General features: G+C 66.0%; 12 protein-coding genes. 3 read left to right on the top strand and 9 right to left on the bottom strand.

Going from position 1 to position 16,056, the window contains the following annotated elements; all coding sequences use genetic code 11:
• Window positions 1-43: 43 nt before the first annotated feature.
• From GKC28_RS14920 to GKC28_RS14910, 3 genes are all read right to left on the bottom strand, one after another.
• Entirely contained in the window at window positions 44-1,873 is a 1,830-nt protein-coding gene (locus GKC28_RS14920) for a glycosyltransferase (protein WP_174147820.1), read from the bottom strand.
• Between the two features lie 145 nt (window positions 1,874-2,018).
• Window positions 2,019-2,672: an ABC transporter ATP-binding protein gene (locus GKC28_RS14915; RefSeq protein WP_174147819.1), complete on the bottom strand. Its 654-nt coding sequence runs from the start codon at window positions 2,670-2,672 to the stop codon at window positions 2,019-2,021.
• Window positions 2,673-2,682: 10 nt separating this feature from the next.
• Window positions 2,683-4,104, bottom strand: a complete 1,422-nt coding sequence (locus tag GKC28_RS14910; RefSeq protein ID WP_174147817.1) for a sugar transporter — start codon at window positions 4,102-4,104, stop codon at window positions 2,683-2,685.
• Window positions 4,105-4,194: 90 nt separating this feature from the next.
• Here GKC28_RS14910 and GKC28_RS14905 point away from each other — a divergent pair, with 90 nt between their 5' ends.
• Complete coding sequence (locus tag GKC28_RS14905) at window positions 4,195-5,031, top strand: ABC transporter permease (protein ID WP_174147815.1); 837 nt, start codon at window positions 4,195-4,197, stop codon at window positions 5,029-5,031.
• A gap of 16 nt (window positions 5,032-5,047) precedes the next feature.
• Here the strand turns inward: GKC28_RS14905 and GKC28_RS14900 are convergent, their stop codons facing one another.
• Window positions 5,048-6,118: a glycosyltransferase gene (locus GKC28_RS14900; RefSeq protein WP_254604248.1), complete on the bottom strand. Its 1,071-nt coding sequence runs from the start codon at window positions 6,116-6,118 to the stop codon at window positions 5,048-5,050.
• Window positions 6,119-6,427: 309 nt separating this feature from the next.
• Between GKC28_RS14900 and GKC28_RS14895 the strand changes: the two genes are divergently transcribed.
• Window positions 6,428-7,744 carry a UDP-glucose/GDP-mannose dehydrogenase family protein gene (locus tag GKC28_RS14895; protein ID WP_174147811.1) on the top strand — a complete coding sequence of 439 codons (1,317 nt, stop codon included), beginning with the start codon at window positions 6,428-6,430 and terminating at the stop codon, window positions 7,742-7,744.
• A 125-nt stretch (window positions 7,745-7,869) separates the two neighbouring features.
• Here the strand turns inward: GKC28_RS14895 and GKC28_RS14890 are convergent, their stop codons facing one another.
• The gene (locus tag GKC28_RS14890) at window positions 7,870-9,042 is read right to left on the bottom strand and encodes a ParB N-terminal domain-containing protein (RefSeq protein ID WP_174147809.1); all 1,173 of its coding nucleotides are present in this window, start codon (window positions 9,040-9,042) and stop codon (window positions 7,870-7,872) included.
• 60 nt (window positions 9,043-9,102) lie between these two features.
• Window positions 9,103-10,512 (bottom strand): AAA family ATPase, encoded by a 1,410-nt coding sequence (locus tag GKC28_RS14885; RefSeq protein ID WP_174147807.1) that lies wholly within the window; start codon window positions 10,510-10,512, stop codon window positions 9,103-9,105.
• 496 nt (window positions 10,513-11,008) lie between these two features.
• Here GKC28_RS14885 and GKC28_RS14880 point away from each other — a divergent pair, with 496 nt between their 5' ends.
• Window positions 11,009-12,016: a replication initiator protein A gene (locus GKC28_RS14880; RefSeq protein ID WP_174147804.1), complete on the top strand. Its 1,008-nt coding sequence runs from the start codon at window positions 11,009-11,011 to the stop codon at window positions 12,014-12,016.
• Window positions 12,017-12,079: 63 nt separating this feature from the next.
• Here the strand turns inward: GKC28_RS14880 and GKC28_RS14875 are convergent, their stop codons facing one another.
• The 3 genes from GKC28_RS14875 to GKC28_RS14865 all read right to left on the bottom strand — a co-directional run bounded on the left by GKC28_RS14875 (window position 12,080) and on the right by GKC28_RS14865 (window position 16,018).
• A complete protein-coding gene (locus GKC28_RS14875) occupies window positions 12,080-12,559 on the bottom strand; it encodes a GNAT family N-acetyltransferase (protein WP_174147802.1) in 480 nt (159 codons plus the stop codon).
• Between the two features lie 274 nt (window positions 12,560-12,833).
• On the bottom strand, window positions 12,834-14,249 hold the full coding sequence (locus GKC28_RS14870; protein ID WP_174147800.1) for an HlyD family type I secretion periplasmic adaptor subunit: 1,416 nt from the start codon (window positions 14,247-14,249) through the stop codon (window positions 12,834-12,836).
• Window positions 14,246-16,018 carry a type I secretion system permease/ATPase gene (locus tag GKC28_RS14865; protein ID WP_174147798.1) on the bottom strand — a complete coding sequence of 591 codons (1,773 nt, stop codon included), beginning with the start codon at window positions 16,016-16,018 and terminating at the stop codon, window positions 14,246-14,248. The genes GKC28_RS14870 and GKC28_RS14865 overlap by 4 nt, the downstream gene beginning before the upstream one ends.
• Window positions 16,019-16,056: the final 38 nt, after the last annotated feature.

Here is a 16,056-nt window from a genome sequence, read left to right as displayed (position 1 = left end):
GGGCCGGGGCTGGGGCCGCAAACGCCGCGTCCGGCGCCAAGGCCTATTCCGCTGCCTGGCGCTCCTGTGCTGTAGAAACACCGAGCTTGTCCTGCCAGTAATCGTTGCTGGTTAATTGCCCATAGCTGCCTCGGTAGTCGGCAGCAAGCTGGTCATAGACCTTCAGGAAAGCGCGGGCGTTTGCGGCAAACCGTTTCAGCTCGCGCCAGGCGGCCGCTTTGGAGTGGCGCACGGTGTAGAACTTCGCGCGCTCCGCGTTGAGGCAGGTGATCTCCGCCGCCCCCCAGGCAAAACCGATGTGGCTGCGGTTCTGTGCCTCCAGGGTGATCTTACTGCCGAAGCGGGCAAAGCCCGGGATCAGCAGCCCGTTCAAGCTGAGCTTCATCAGATTCCGCTTCCAGGCCGCGGGCGGGTGGTGACGCACCGGCGGCAACGCCTGGTGCGGGTCCAGATCCTGCCAGGCCTCGGCCGCCATCAGCGCCTTGATGTCGGCCCGGCGCCCGGCCATATCGGCGTGCTCGTCAAAGAACTCCGGCCCCTTCATCACATCCTCGACCGCCAGGTTGATGGCGGCCAGCGTGTCGTAATGCATCCGCGGTAGGTTGCGCAGGAAGAACCAGGCGGCGATTTTCAACACGCCGCGCGCGCCCACCTCCAGCTGCGGCAGGCTCAGGTGATGCGCCATATGGCTGCGCAAGTCCAGGTACCAGGTCTGCGGGCTTTCCTTCTCGGTAAAGCTTTCCTGAAAGGAGACCACCCCGTTGAGGGTGATGATATTGAAATCATTGGCCAGCGAGAAGCTGACATCGTCGCCGCGCACGAAGAACGGGAAGGCCAGATGCTCCGCCTGCTCCACCGGGAAGGCGAAACACCACCAGCCGCCATAGAAATCCTCCGGCACCGGCTGCGCCGCTTCGTGCTCCATCGCCAGCATCTGGGTCATGTCGCGCAGATCGGTGCCCATGTGCAGCGGCTGGCAGCGGGTGAAGAAGCGGGCGCCGTTCTCCCAGATGGCCCAGCGGTGCTGCTCGCTGATCATCGCGCCGGCCACTGCGGTCCCGGGATCCCTGGCATAGGCCAGCATCATCCAGGTGCGCTCCAGGCTCTCCATGTGGATCGAGGCGTCATCATCCATGAACAGGCAGTGCGAGGCGCCGCGGGCGCGTGCCTCCAGCAGGCCGCGGGTAAAGCCGCCTGACCCGCCCAGGTTTTCATTCGGCACCAGGGTGACGCCTTCCTGCGGCGCCAGTTCCACCGACTGGCCGTTGTCGGTGACGATCATCTGCACATGCGGCTTCATCCAGGAGCCTTCGCGGAAGGTGCAGAACCGCTCCACCGTGCGCGCCACCGCCGCCTCGCGCTTGAAGGTGGTCACCGCCAGCGCCAGTTGCGGCTCCCGCCGCGGCGCGTCCAGCGTCTGCCAGCTGGCTCCGGTCAGCCGCCCTGCCCCCAGCGCGCGCAGCTCGAAGAACAGCACACCGGGCGTGGCGCCCGGCTGCAGCAGCTGGTCCAAGCTGATCTCCAGCCGCCCGTCCGCAGGGAATTCCACGTAGCGGCTCACCACCCGGTCCCAGGACCGGCCGCGCGGCGCCAGAATCACCGATAGCTCAAAGGCGCCCTCGCCCTCCAGCGCCAGGCTCAGGCTCTGCAAACCGCATTCGCGCTGCCATTTTTCCAGGTTGAACAGGTTGAACCAGCTGCCGAAGGACACATGGCCGCCGACCGCAAAGCGCAGCTCGCGCTGCTCCGACGACACCGCCACCGGCCCCTGCGCCCGCAGGTAGAGGTCGCGTTCGGTGCAGATGCCGAATTCCGGCCACATCAGCCCCTGCAGCGCTGCCTTACCTGTTGCAGTCGGCATATCCTTCACCATTACTAAAGCTCCTGTGCACCGCACCCGCAATCGTACTGGAGGCTGCATACTGGAGCTGCCGCCGGAAATAAATTGCTCTTTACCGCGCAGCTGCAGATTCCTGCCGACAGGACGCTAGCTGGCACGTTTTGCAGGCACTTGCGCATTATTCCAGCATCTCCTGATGCAGTTCGATGGCCTCTTCAAGGTCATCGAAATAGCGCACCCGCCCGCCTTCCAGCACCAGGCCGGCATCGCAGAACTGGCGCACCTGGTTCATCGAGTGATTGACCATGATGGCACTGGACAGCTTCATGCGGTCGGCAAAGACGGCGCGGCTTTTCCGCTTGAAAGCGGCGTCGCCCACCGCGGTGACCTCATCAACCAAATAGGTGTCAAAGCGGATCCCCATCGAAGCGCCGAAGGTCAGCCTCGAGCGCATGCCGGAGGAATAGCTGCGCATCGGCATGTGGTAGAATTTTCCCAGTTCGGCAAAATCGCCGACGAAATTCACCAGATCATCGGTGTCGACGCCGTAGATCCGGGCGATGAATCGGACGTTCTCCGCGCCGGTCAGATCGCCGTGGAACGAGCCGCCCAGCCCTACCGGCCAAGAGATCGTGCCGTCCGAGACCACCCGCCCGCTGTCGGGCCTGAGGGTGCCCGCGATGATCTGCAGCAGCGTCGACTTGCCCGCGCCGTTACGCCCCAGAAGCGCCAGCGAGCGTCCCGACGGCAGCGTCAGGTTCAGATTGTCGATCACCACCTTGCGCTCGCCCTTGAGCCGGAAGCTCTTGGTCAGGTTTTCCAGCCGGATCATCGCCCAGTCCTCAGCTGCGGTCGCGGACCGAGTAATAGACCAACGCCCCGATCGACCAAGCAAGCAGCAGGAACAGCCCGGCCAGCCCCACCAACATTAACCGGCGCGGGTATTCCGCCTCCTCGGCCAGTGTCGGGGTGATATAAGTGGCCAGATAGCGGCTCTGGCGCGCGGCCTCATCGCGCGCCACCTCCAGCGCCGCCAGCGCCGCGCGGTAGGTTTCCTCGGCAAATTCGCGGTCCACCGTCAGCCGCTCGAATTCGGAGATCAGCGTCGGGTAATCCTCGCCGACGCCGCCGGTGTCGGTATTGCTGGAAGCAAAGGTCTGGCGCTCGATATTGATGCGCTCGCGAATCACGTCGATCTGCTGCTGCGCCTTCTTCAGCCGCACGTCGCCCGGCGCCACGCTGCCCGCCAGCAGGTCGTATTCGATCAGCGCCTCGGCCAGCTGCTGTTGCAGGTTGTTCATCACCCCCATGCGGCCCTGGATGTCGGCCTCCGGGTCGACGATGCGGGTACGGGTGCGGAACCGGGTCAGCTCCTCGCGCGCGGCCTTCAGCCGCTCCATGGCTTCCTCCAGATCGGTCTCGGCATAGCGCATTGCATCGGCGCGGGCCTGGTCATTGAGCGCATTGATGCGGATCTGGCTTTCCTCGACCACGGCGCGGGTGATTGCCCGGGCGGTCTGCGCATCAAAGGCGGTGACCTGCACCTCGGTCAGCCCGGAGCTGCTGTCATAGGAGATGCGCGCAATGCGATGCCAGAACCAGACCAGCTCCTCAAGGGTCGCATCGGGCCAGATCGAGAACGCCCAGTCGCCGGGCCAGTGCTGGCTGTAATGGGCGCGCAGATCGACCCGGGCATTGACCGCCTCGGCCATTTCCTGGCTCTGGATGAACTCATAGAGGATGTCGCTGTCCGAGGCGGTGGAGGCGCCGGCAAAGGTGGCCAGCCCGCCCAGCAGATCATTGGCGCCGGAGCTATCCTGACTGCGAACGGTAAAGCCGGCGGTGGAGGCATACTGGTCCTCGGCCACCGCAAACAGATAGAAGACCGCGGCGGCCAGCGGCAGCAGCACCAGGGCTGCGAAACTGGCGATCAGGCCGCGATGGCGCGCCTTCATATGGGCAGGCCGCGCCACCGGAAAGGCCGGGGTCTGCGCGATCTGCTCTTCCAGCCGACCCGCCTTCTTTGCCAGCGCGGCCTGCTTCGCCTCGGCCTCGCGCATCTTGCGGCGCAACTTCCTGAGTTTCTTGCCGCCCTGGCGGTTCGGCGCGTCGGGCTGCTGTCCGGCATTGGCGGCGTCCCGGCTGGCCTCTGCTTTGGCCGCTGCCGTCTCCAGGTCCGCCGGAGGGCTTGTGTCAGAACGTTTGCGGCCAGTGCGGAATTGAGCGGCAGCCTTCTGCCGCGCCGCCGGGCGATCCTGTGTCATAATCTGCTATCCCGGCCTGCAGCCGTTTGTAATTGCCTCGTCTTTCTTTCATAGTATCGCTTGCACCACGCGTATTCACAATGGGTATTCATGACCACCACACGCCCTGCGGCTCGGCCGCCTGCCCTGCCCCTGGTCCAGCGGCCTGCCGCCGGGCGCGCCCGCCGTTTTGCCTCCCTGCGCACGATGGCGGCGCTGGTGCTGCGCGAGATGTCGACCCGCTACGGCCGCACCCCCGGCGGCTATCTCTGGGCGGTGCTGGAGCCGCTGGCGGCAATCCTGTTCCTCTCCGTCGGCTTTTCGCTGGTGATCCGTACCCCGTCTCTGGGTACCAGCTTCCTGCTGTTCTACGCTACCGGCTTCCTGCCGTTCGACCTCTATAACTCCATTGCCAATACCACTGCCCGGGCAGTGAAGTTCTCCAAACCGCTACTCAAGTTCCCGGCGGTGACTTGGCTGGATGCGGTGTTAGCCCGTTTTCTGCTGAACAGCCTCACCAGCACCCTGGTGGCCCTCTTGCTGCTCACCGGCATTCTCACCGTCATCGACAGCCGCGCGGTGCTGGACCTGCCGTCGGCGGTGCTGGCAATGGCGCTAGCAATGGGGCTGGGGCTGGGCGTGGGCACGTTCAACTGCGTGCTGATGGGACTTTACCCGCTGTGGGAGACCGCCTGGTCAATCATCACTCGACCGCTATTCCTGGCCTCCGGAGTACTGTTCCTGTATGATGACTTGCCACCGCTGGCGCAGGATATCCTGTGGTACAACCCGCTGATGCACATCACCGGGCTGATGCGCACCGGCTTCTATCCCAGCTATACCGCCTCTTACGTCAGCGTGACCTTTGTCCTACTCACTAGCCTGATCCTGCTGGGGCTGGGTCTGGTGCTGATGGGCCGCTACCACCGCGACATCCTGAACCGCTGAGTCGGCTCCGCCCTACTCAACCTTCACCGGCCAGCTCCAGCACCCTTGCATGGCGCATCGCGGTGCAGCGCAGCAGCCCGTCGCGCAACGCATGGCCCATCAGCCGCAGAAAGGCGCGGCGGCAGCCGCCATGCTGGCGCGCTTTCAGCAGCCATTTCGGCACGATCACCAGCAGCACCGGCCAGAACAGCCAACCCGCCGCCAGCCGGTACAGGAGCAGCAGGTTGCGGTGGTAGTAATAGGCCTTCCACAGCGGCACGAAGCGGCCGCGCTGCGCCGCATCCGCCTTCCCCTTGGCCGGATCCTTGGCGCCGGCCTGGAAGGTCGACAGGTCATGCTCGAAGCGCACCGAGGGCTCAAAGCCGATGCGGCCGCCCGCCTTGGTCAGCCCCAGCGTGTAGATCCCGTCATCGCCATAGATGAACAACTCCGGATCCGGGAAGCCGATGCGCCGCACCGCATCCGCCGAAATGAAGAAGCCCACGAAAGAGGTGACATCGATCTGAATCCCCTCCCCTTCGTAATCCGAGGGCTGCACGTGAAAGCCGGAACGGCCGCCGCCGAACAGGGTGCGCAGGAATTCGCGGGCGTGCCAGAACGGGTTGCGCGAGGGGCGGTTCATCTCGCAGATGCGGCCGTCCGGGAAATAGACCGCCGCCGCCACCGCATCCCAGCCGCCTGCCGGCTGACGGTGCATAGCCAGCGAGTGGAACGCCGCCAGCCCGCCAGGCGCCGGGCGGCCGTCGTCATCCATCACCACCAGCCAGTCCGGGCCGTGCGCCTCCATCGCCCGGCGCATGCCCATCTCGAAGCCGCCGGCGCCGCCGCGGTTCTCGGCACTGGTGCAGATGTCAAGCCGCGAATCCTCCTGCGCGGCCAGCCAGGCGCCGGTACCGTCGCTGGAGGCATTGTCGGCCACCACCACCGCCGCCAGCTCATCTGCAGGGCTCTCCAAGAGACGCGCCAGCGTCATCTTCAGCTTGTCCAGCCGGTTGTGGGTCACCACCACTGCCACCAGGCGACCCGCGCCTGCGGGGGCGGCGGATGCCGGGGATGTGGTGCCGGGGGCCTCTGCTGCTGACGCCAAAGGATGCTCCTTGCCTGTTAGATGAATCCAGTGCTGCATGTGCGGGTGCGAAAACTCATAAATCCCGGCCCCTGTCAAACCCTTTCCCGCCGCTTTCTCACTCACGGCGCCACAATAAGTCCGCTTCGGTCCAAATGTTTCGCGCGCGAAACATTTGGACCGAAGCGGACTTATTTTCCACCCTGCAGCCGTCCTGCCCGGCGGCTGCAAAAAACCGGTTTCCGCCCTGCCCGGCACTGTATATCCTCCTAATCTCAGGACAAGGACGGCAGCCAAGCCGCCGCAGATCGATTGGGGAAAGGGCAGCGCATGCGCATTGCAATGATTGGCACCGGGTATGTCGGACTCGTGTCCGGAGTCTGTTTTTCGGATTTCGGCCATGACGTGATCTGCGTCGACAAGGACGAAGGCAAAATCGCCCGGCTGAACCAGGGCGAGGTGCCGATCTACGAGCCGGGCCTGGATCAGCTGATGGAGAAGAACGTCGCCGCCGGGCGGCTCAGCTTCACCAGCGATCTGGCGGCCGCAGTGGACGGGGCAGAGGCGGTGTTCATCGCGGTCGGCACCCCGACCCGGCGCGGCGACGGCCATGCCGACCTCACCTATGTGATGGCGGCAGCGGAGGAGATCGCCGGGGCGCTGACGGAGTATGCGGTGGTGGTCACCAAATCCACCGTGCCGGTGGGCACCAACCGGCAGGTGAAACAGGTGATCGCCAAGGCCAATCCGCAGGCGCAGTTCGATGTCGCCTCCAACCCGGAGTTCCTGCGCGAGGGTGCCGCGATCGAGGATTTCATGAAACCCGACCGGGTGGTGGTCGGCGTTCAGAACGACCGCGCGGCAGAGGTGATGGCGGAGATCTACCGCCCGCTTTACCTGCGCGACTTCCCGATCCTGACCACCGACCTGGAATCGGCCGAGCTGATCAAATACGCCGCCAATGCGTTCCTCGCGGCCAAGATCACCTTCATCAATGAAATCGCCGGCCTCTGCGAGCGGGTCGGGGCGGACGTCAAGGAGGTCGCCCGCGGCATCGGCTTTGACGGCCGCATCGGCAACAAGTTCCTTCATGCAGGGCCCGGCTACGGCGGCTCCTGCTTTCCCAAGGACACCGCGGCGCTGGCGCGGATCGGCCAGGACCATGCCTTCCCCTTGCGGATCACCGAGACCGTGATGCGGGTGAATGACGAGGTGAAGCACCGGATGGTGGAGAAGCTGCGCGATGCCTGCGAAGGGTCCTTTAATGGCAAGACCATCGCCGTCCTCGGCGTCACCTTCAAGCCCAACACCGATGACATGCGCGAGGCGCCCTCCCTCACCATCGTGCCCGCCCTGGTCGGCGGCGGCGCCCGGGTGCGGGTAGTGGACCCGCAGGGCCGGGCAGAGGGCGAGGCGCTGCTGCCCGGGGTCAAATGGGAGGAGGACCCCTACAAGGCGGCGCAGAACGCCGACCTGGTGGTGCTGCTCACGGAATGGAACGAGTTCCGGGCGCTGGACCTGAAGAAGCTCGCGCGCAAGATGGAAACCCCGCGGATGGCGGACCTGCGCAATATCTACTCCCCCAAATCCGCCAAACGGGCCGGTTTCGAGACCTATACCTCGGTCGGGCGGGGGGACCTGAGGTAGATCCGGTTCGGACCAAATGTTTCGCGCGCGAAACATTTGGTCAACCATGCTGACCCATTATCAGGCTCTAACAAGGCAAAAGAAGGGCGCGGAAACCGCGCCCTTTTCGTTCCCACAGGCTCTGATCAGAGCTTTTTCAGCCAGGCCTCCAGCATCTTGGCCAAGGTGGCGTCAACAGCCGGGCCGCTGATCTCAACCTTCTGGTCGCTGGGGGTGTAGGTCAGCCGCACCCCCCGGGGCGCGTTCAGAACGATCCGCTCGCCGGGCTGGTGCACCGCGTCCCAATCATCGGCACCGCGCACCCGCGGGCCCTTGACCAGCGGCGGCACCGGGGGCAGGGACTGTTCCGCATCCCGGCCCGCGTTCCGCGCCTTCGCCTGTGCCGCCAGTTGTTCCAGGGACGGCGGGGCAGGGGGTATATCAGGCTCAAACTTGGGGTTTTCGGCAGATCCGCCCTCCACCAGGCGGGTCAGAACCTCCAGCTCTGCCTCAGGGCTGGACCGGTCAGCTGCTTGCAGCATCTGTTTCGCGCGCTCCGCAAAACCTTCATCCGCCTCGATCCCGCGCACCAGCGCCAGGCCCAGCTTCTCACTGATCTCGGTGGGGTAGAACAGCACCGCATCCAAGGCTTCCACCAGGGTGACAAAGCTGCCGATCTTGGAGCGCTTGGCGCGGGTGGCATTGCCGAACAGAGCCTGCAGCGCATATTTGCGGCGGGTGAAGACGCCTTCCTTACAGGCGCGCACCGCAATCCGGGCGCGTTCGTAATGCGACAGGTTCACCCGGATCTCGTTTTCCTCGACCATCGCCACATAGGCCTGTTCGGCGCTGTCGGGATTTATGACCAGCGCCTTCAACGTGGCGAATTGCGGGTCTGAAGTCTCTTCATAGAGCCTGCGAAGCGCGGTCAGGCGGCGCCAGCCGGAGATGAGGCCATGGGTGCGCCCGCCAAATGTATCCTCCAGCGGCACCACTTCTGCCGGGGTCTGCTGGCCGCGGGCGCGGATCGAGTCCATGAGCGACTGCAGCTCTTCCTCGTCCTGCTCGATGCGGTCGCGCACCAGGTGGTTTTCGTCGATCGCCGCCAGCGGCAGCTCTTCGATCATCAGTCCCTTGGCGCGGGCGTTTTCCAGCACGCCGCTGAGTTCCTGCAGCGCCGCCTGGGCGGCGGCATCAGACGCCACCTGGGCAATCGGCGCGGCGCCAACACTGGACGGGGTGCCAAGCGCGGGTTTACCGGCAGGCGCCGCTGTCAGGTAATCACTTTGCGCCGGGGAAAGCCGTTTGCGTTTTGCCATGGTCCTCGTGCCTCTTTCCGGGTGGGGCGGTCAGACTACCCCAAATCTCTTGTTAAGGCCTTAGCCCGCCGCGCGCTGTTTGGCCTCTTGATGCAACACCTCGCGCCGCCAGACGCCGATCAGCAGCTTCTTGAAGGCGGCATAGGTCTCGTCAAAGGTTTCGCGGCCGCGGGCATAGGTCTCGCGGTTGAAGTCGCGGTAGTCGGCCTCGTAGATGCCGCTCACCTGCTCCCCCGCCTGGCCGATCAGCGCGGTGAAATCCTGCTTATGGGGGGAGAGCACCCGGCCCATATAGGCCTGCATCAGCGCCGCCAGTTCGCCCTGCTGGGCGCCGTCGTAGCGGGTGATCACCGCGCGCACCGCGTCCCATTCGAAACTGAGGCCAGGGCGGCCCAGGGCGCGGGCGGCCAGGTTCTCACCCTCCTCGATGGAGGCAAAGGTCGAATGCAGCATGTCGAAGAAGCGGCCCGTCGAGTCGAACTCCAAGAAGGACGCGCCCATCGGCACCAGCAGGATGTCGGCAGCTGACAGCCCGTTGATGGTCAGGTAGCCAAGCGCCGGCGGGGTGTCGATGAAGATCACATCATACTGGTCCAGCACCCCGTCGGCCTCCAGCCGCTCTGTGAGCGCATCCCACAGCTTCCAGCTGCGCGCCGCCATCCGCCAGACCGGGATCTGGAACTCCGCCCAGTACAAATTCAGCTGCGCGCCGATCAGGTCGATGTTGGGCCAGTGGGTGGTCTGGATCACGTCCTGCGCGGTCATCTCCATCGCCGCATCCAGTGCTTCATCCAGCGGCTGCGGGGCGTCGCCGCGGTCGAGCCGGCGCTGGTTCTCCAGCCGCAGATGCTCACCGTAGTGGCGCGCCAGGAGCGGGAAGGCGGTCTGCCATTCGTCGTCCACGCGGCCGCCGAAGACCGAGGTCATGGACCCTTGGGAATCCAGATCAATGACCAGCACCCTGTAGCCGTCGAGCGCCGCCGACATCGCCAGATGGGCAGCTGTAGACGTCTTGCCAACGCCGCCCTTGAAGTTGGCAACCGCCACCATCTTGGCGGGCAGCCCTGCGGGACGGTAGGGGGTATAGTCCTTGGCCTTCGATCCTTGGGCGGCAAAGAAGGCGCGCAGGCGCAGCACCTCGTCGAGGGTGAACCACTTGGCGCCGCCCTCGGTCTCGCTGCGGCCCTGGGGCAGATCGGAGTTGGCTTTCAGCACCCGGCGGAAATGGGCCTGGGCAACCGGGATCAGGTAGCGGGTGATCTCCCAGGTGGAGAACAGGCGCAGTTCCTTCCGGCCTTCCTCATTGAGGCCCCGGCTGGCGAGGTCGGCGCGCCCTTGCGCGCAGGCGCTCGCAATCTCGGCAAAGCCCGCGGTGCTGGTGGGGCTGTCCAGCTCTGCCAATGCGGTGTCCGGGTCGATGCTGAAATAGGGGGGGAGGCTTGCGTTCGCCTTGTGGATATCTCTGGCCATGAGGATCTGCCTGCTGTCCTTGGACCTGTGCGGCCCAGCTCATGTGAAGTGGTTGTGGTTCTGGTTCTGCTCTGCTCTGCAGCCCCGATGTGCCGCCTTTTGGACAGAATACCCAAAAACACGGCACATGGAAGAAAAATACGCATCCCATTTGGTTTTTCTAAGCAAATCCAGCGGTTGCGGCAGGGGAAAGCGGGGTGTTTCAGGGCGTGCAAAAAATTCTGCCCTGTTAAATATGGGTTATTTATAAGTTACAGGGCAAGCATGACTCGCGCAAAGCCCTTTTTTTATGGGTGATCGGGGCGGATTTCGGGGAAGAAATGACTCTGAAACCCCGTTGAAATGACTCCGAACCCCCGATCCGGCGATTCCGAACCCCCGTTGCGGTAGGGTGTGGATAACCCTAGGGTGAGTGTAATCAAAACCACGATAAAGCGAGTCGCGGGACCGGTGCAGAAGATTCCGGCGGACGGCTGAGCAGACGGCGGACAGGCAGATGGCAGCAGGGCTGACGGCGGGGGGAGTCTCTCCGGAAGGGCAGGGGGATTTCTTCCTCTGCGATATCTTCGGGGCGATCCCCAAGAACGACCTGGCGTCGATGGAGCATCCGCTGTTCTCGCTTGGCACACGGCCGGACCGGCGCATCCTGAACTACCAGCACAACGGCGCCGAGATCACCGTGACGCCCTCGGTCAAGGGGCTGGCGACGATCCATGACAAGGACATCCTGATCTTCTGCATCAGCCAGCTGATGGCGGCGCTGAATGCCGGGCGGCAGGTGAGCCGGGTGCTGCATCTGAAGGCGCATGACCTGCTGGTCGCCTGCAACCGCGAAACCTCCGGCGATGCCTACCGCCGCCTGCGCGAGGCCTTCGAGCGGCTGGCGGGCACCCGCATCACCACCAATATCGTGACCGGCGGGCAGGAGGTCACCACCGGCTTCGGCCTGATCGAGAAATGGGAGATCGTCCGCAAGGCGCGCGGCGGCAAGATGGTCAGCGTGGCGGTGACGCTCAGCGACTGGCTGTACCGCGCGGTGCTGTCGAAATCGGTGCTGACGCTCAGCCGCGATTACTTCCGGCTGCGCAAGCCGCTGGAGCGGCGGATCTACGAGCTGGCGCGCAAGCACTGCGGGCGGCAGAACAGCTGGCAAGTCTCGGTGGAAACCCTGCTGAAGAAATCCGGCTCCGCCAGTCCGCGGCGGGTGTTCCGCAAGATGATCCGCGACATGATCGAAGCCCAGCCCCTGCCCGATTACGCGCTGGAGGAGCTGGAGGGCGACGTGATCCGGTTTTCCCAGAAGGCGGCGGTGACCGAAGCGGTGCTCAATGCGCCGCAGCTGAAGCCGCAGACGCTGGAGGAGGCGCGGACGCTGATCCCCGGCGCCGACGCCTATGCGCTGGAGGCGGAATGGCGCGCCATGTGGCTGCGCTCCGGCAGCCCGCGGCTGAGGATGCCGGATGCGGCCTTCCTGGGCTGGGTCCGCAAACGTGCCGCGGAATAGGCGTCCTCTGCCCCCGCAGCGGCCGGGGAATTGGGTATTTGATACCAGAAAGAAGCAGGCGGCTCAGCTCAGGCGGCGTTCGAAGCGCCAGACGGTGAGGGTGAAGCTGCCGTTTGGCACCTCCAGTGCCTCGTCCTGCTCGCCGCTGCAGGTCCAGCCGCATTTACGGTAGAAACGGGCGGCGCGCTCATTGCCGATGGAGCAGGCCAGAACAGCGCGGCTGTGGCCCGCCTGGCGGACGATGTCCTCGGCGTCCCGGACCAGCGCCCGGGCTGCGCCGCTGCCGCGGGCGCCGGGGGCCACGTAGAGCTGGTAAAGCTCATTGCCGCGGATCATGGAAAAGCCGAGCAGGCGCCCTGCATCCCGTGCCACCCGTGTGGCGGGCGGATGCCTGGCGGTCCGGGTGGCAAAGCTGTCCGGTGTTCTGAGCCGGGTCAGCGTCTGCGGCACGATGGCGGCATGGGCCTCGTGCCAGCCGCTGTTCCAGAGCGCGGCGAGGGCAGGGATATCGGCGGGGCGGGCGGCTTCCAGGGTGATCTGCATGCAGGCAGTATCAGGATCCGGCCCGCCTCTGGCAATTGCCGGAGGCCCGCTGCGCCGGGGCTGTCATTAAGGTCAGCAATGCTGACCAAATGTTTCGCGCGCGAAACATTTGGTCCGATCCGGACTTATTTTTCGGGAGGGCGCCGGCGGGGCAGGACCTGTCGCCGGGCCGCCTCTGTTAACAGGCCCGCCCCTGCCTTGCGGCAGACGCGGGTCTGGCAGGCGGGCGGCCCTTCCCCCCCTGGGCCGCGGCCTGTTCTGCGGCAGCTCCCCCTCAGCTGCTGCCTTCCTTCAGAGCGCCGGACATGCTTTGCAGCACCGGACTGATCAGATAGTCGGCCAGGGTCTGGCGGCCGGTCTCGATCATCGCCTGGGCCGGCATGCCGGGCAGTGTCTTCACATTGGGCAGGGCGGCTAGATCCTCTTCGCTGATGCGGATATGCACCGGGTAATAGGGCTGGCCGGTGGCCTGATCGAGGCTGCTGCCTGCGGCCACCATCACCACCTCGCCCCGCACCGGCGGGGTGGAGCGGAAGCTGTAGGCGGTCAGCTGCACCCGCGCCTGGCTGCCCTCGGAGACCTCGTCGATATCGGCCACCGCAACCCGGGTTTCCACCAGGAGGCCGGCATCCTCGGGCATCAGCTCCAGCAGGGTCTGGCCGGGTTCCACCACCTGGCCGAGGGTGTTGACATTGAGCCCCACCACCCGGCCGCCGCGCGGCGCGCGGATGGTCAGCCGTTCGGCCACATCGCGGGTGGCATCCAGGCGCTGGCGCAGGTCGAGTATCTGTTCCTGCACCTGCTGGCTTTCGGCGGCGATCCGCGCCGCCCGGTCGCGGCCCGCCTGCAGCCGCCGCTCTTCCATCTCGCCGATCTGCTCCAGCACGTTGCCGCGGTCGCTTTCCATCGCGCCGAGGGTGCCCAGGAGGCCGCTCTGCTGCATCTGCCGCTGGCTTATGCGGGTCTTCGGCACCAGCCCCTTTTCGAACAGCCCGGCCAGGTCCGCCAGTTCGCTTTGCACCAGCGCCAGCTGCTCCTCGGTGGCGCGGATGCGGGCATCACGGCCCTTGAGCTGGTCCTTGAGCTGGGTGATACGGCCGCGGATGATCTCCATCTGGCCCTGGTAGAGCGCCCGGTTGGAGGCCAGCAGATCGTGCTGCACCGCCACCAGCTGCTTGAGCTCCGGCGCCTGGGCGGTGAGCCGGTCCAGCTCCTCTCCGGGCTGCAATGCAACTGTCCCTTTCAGTTCCGCCTGCAGCCGGCCCTGCTGCGCCAGCAGGCTGGCCAGCTGGCCGTTCAGGATCGCCATCTGCGCCTGCACCCGGCGGTCGTCGAGCCGGGCGATCACCTCGCCTTCGGCGACCCGGTCGCCCTCGGCAACGTTCAGCACGCGCAGGATGCCGCCCTCGAAATGCTGCACCGCCAGCCGGTCGCCGGCCACGTTGAAGGCGCCGGGCGCCACCACCGCGCTGGTCAGCTCCGCCTTAGTGGCCCAGACCACCAGCCCGCCGAACAGGCCGAAGCCGCAGACCACAATCCACAGCACCAGCTGGCGCACCCGGGTCGGCGGGTGTTTGGGCAGCGGGATGTCCTGGCTGCTGCTTGCGGGCATCAGGTCGCGGAAGCCGCCCCGGGCAGGCACGCGGCCGGTCTCTGCGGGGCTGCGGGTCTCTGGGTCCACCAGGCTCATGCGTTTGCTCCTTCAATGCGGGGGCCGCTGGCCCCCTCTCCCTCACCGCCCTCGGCGCTGCGGTGGCGGAACGGGGCGATCTTGGGATCGTCATGGCCCGGGCTGCGGGCCAGCGGCTGCGCCGCGGCCTCGATCACGTGGCGGGCCTCGCCGAAGCGGATGATGCGGCCCTCCTGCAAGAGCGCCGCATGGCTGACCCGGCGCAGCAGGCTGAGCCGGTGGGTCACCGCCACCACCGCGGCGCCGCGGGCGCAGGCCGCTTCGATGGCGGTGGCCAGCGCCTCTTCGCCCTCGGGGTCGAGATTGGCGTTGGGTTCATCCAGGATGATCAGCTTGCGGGTGCCGAAGAAGGCGCGCGCCAGGCCGATGCGCTGGCGCTGGCCGGCCGACAGGAACTCGCCGCGCGGCCCCACTTCGGCGTTGTAGCCGCCGGGCAGCGCCAGGATCATTTCATGCACCTGGGCCAGCTTGGCGGCGGCCACCACGTCGGAGGGCCGGGCGCCGGGGTCCATCAGGGCGATGTTTTCCGCCACCGTGCCCTGGAACAGCTCGACCCGCTGCGGCAGGAAGCCGATATGCTGGCCGATCTGCGCCGGATCCCAGTCTGTGAGCGCGGCATCGTCGATGCGGATATGGCCGCGCACCAGCGGCTGCAGCCCGGCCAGCGCATGGGCCAATGTGGTCTTGCCGGCGCCGGAGGGGCCGATCAGCCCCAGCGACTGGCCCGGCTTCAGCTCAAAGGAGATGTCCAGCAGGAGCGGATCCGGGCGGCCCGGCAGCACCACGGTGGCGCCCTCCACCGAGATCCGGCCTTCCGGCTCGGGCAGCTGCAGCCGCTCCGGCGCGTCGTCGAGATGGGCCAGGAACTGGTTGAGCCGCGATTGCGCGCCGCGCGCGTTCAGAAAGGCGCGCCAGCCGGCGATCGACTGCTCCACCGGCGCCGCGGCGCGGCCCAGCAGGATCGAGGCGGCAATCATCAGCCCCGGGGTCAGCTCATTGTTGATCACCAGCACCACGCCAACGGCCAGCACTGCGATCTGCAGCCCCATGCGCACCGCCTTGGCTAGCGAGGTGATCAGCGCCACCCGGTCGGTGGCGAGCGTGTTGAACACCAGCGCCGCAAACGCCTTGAGCTGCCAGCGCGCGATCAGCGGCGCGGTCTTGCCCATGGCGTGGATGAGGCCCGCGTTCTGCATCATTTCCGCCACCGCGGCATTGGTCTCGGCGGCCTGTTTGCCGGCCTCCTCCGTCGGTTCGCGGGCGGCGATTTCATTGAGCAGCGCCAGGGTGAACAGCAGCGCGATGCCGACCAGCGCCACCAGGCCCAGCAGCGGGCTGAACAGGAAGATCAGCGCCAGGAAGATCACCGACCAGGGCGCGTCCAGCAGCGCCAGGAACAGCGGGCTGGTGACAAAGCCGCGCAGCTCCTGGATGTCGCGGATGGGCTCGGCCTGGCGCAGCGCCGGCGGCACCCGGCCGCCGATCATGCCGCCCAGCACGGCGGGGCTGAGCCGCGCCTCGAGCCGGGATCCGAGCCGCGCCACCAGGCGCTGGCGGATCATGTCGAAGAGAAAAAAGAACACCAGCGCGATACAGGCGCCGGTGGTCAGGGCAATCAAAGTGGGAATGCTGCCCGAGGCCATGACCCGGGCAAACAGTTGCAGCATGTAGAGCGGCGCTGTCAGGACAAGGAGGTTTACAAAGATGCTTGCCATGAAGATGGCGGCAAGCACGCCCCGCTGACCATCAAATACCCGTCGTACCTTCATTGTCGTAGCCCCCCGGCTGCACGAATTGAAGTTTTTTC

The organism is Leisingera sp. ANG59 (assembly GCF_013317235.1).
Classification (GTDB): Bacteria; Pseudomonadota; Alphaproteobacteria; order Rhodobacterales; family Rhodobacteraceae; genus Leisingera.
This window is presented reverse-complemented; position numbering and strand designations above follow the sequence as displayed.

Excerpts from the sequence above, each read along its gene's own strand:
- GKC28_RS14885 (WP_174147807.1), bottom strand. The coding sequence starts at position 10,512 with ATGGCCAGAGATATCCACAAGGCGAACGCAAGCCTCCCCCCCTATTTC.
- GKC28_RS14870 (WP_174147800.1), bottom strand. The coding sequence starts at position 14,249 with ATGAGCCTGGTGGACCCAGAGACCCGCAGCCCCGCAGAGACCGGCCGC.
- GKC28_RS14920 (WP_174147820.1), bottom strand. The coding sequence starts at position 1,873 with ATGGTGAAGGATATGCCGACTGCAACAGGTAAGGCAGCGCTGCAGGGG.
- GKC28_RS14880 (WP_174147804.1), top strand. The coding sequence starts at position 11,009 with ATGGCAGCAGGGCTGACGGCGGGGGGAGTCTCTCCGGAAGGGCAGGGG.
- GKC28_RS14915 (WP_174147819.1), bottom strand. The coding sequence starts at position 2,672 with ATGATCCGGCTGGAAAACCTGACCAAGAGCTTCCGGCTCAAGGGCGAG.
- GKC28_RS14865 (WP_174147798.1), bottom strand. The coding sequence starts at position 16,018 with ATGAAGGTACGACGGGTATTTGATGGTCAGCGGGGCGTGCTTGCCGCC.
- GKC28_RS14905 (WP_174147815.1), top strand. The coding sequence starts at position 4,195 with ATGACCACCACACGCCCTGCGGCTCGGCCGCCTGCCCTGCCCCTGGTC.
- GKC28_RS14875 (WP_174147802.1), bottom strand. The coding sequence starts at position 12,559 with ATGCAGATCACCCTGGAAGCCGCCCGCCCCGCCGATATCCCTGCCCTC.
- GKC28_RS14890 (WP_174147809.1), bottom strand. The coding sequence starts at position 9,042 with ATGGCAAAACGCAAACGGCTTTCCCCGGCGCAAAGTGATTACCTGACA.
- GKC28_RS14910 (WP_174147817.1), bottom strand. The coding sequence starts at position 4,104 with ATGACACAGGATCGCCCGGCGGCGCGGCAGAAGGCTGCCGCTCAATTC.
- GKC28_RS14895 (WP_174147811.1), top strand. The coding sequence starts at position 6,428 with ATGCGCATTGCAATGATTGGCACCGGGTATGTCGGACTCGTGTCCGGA.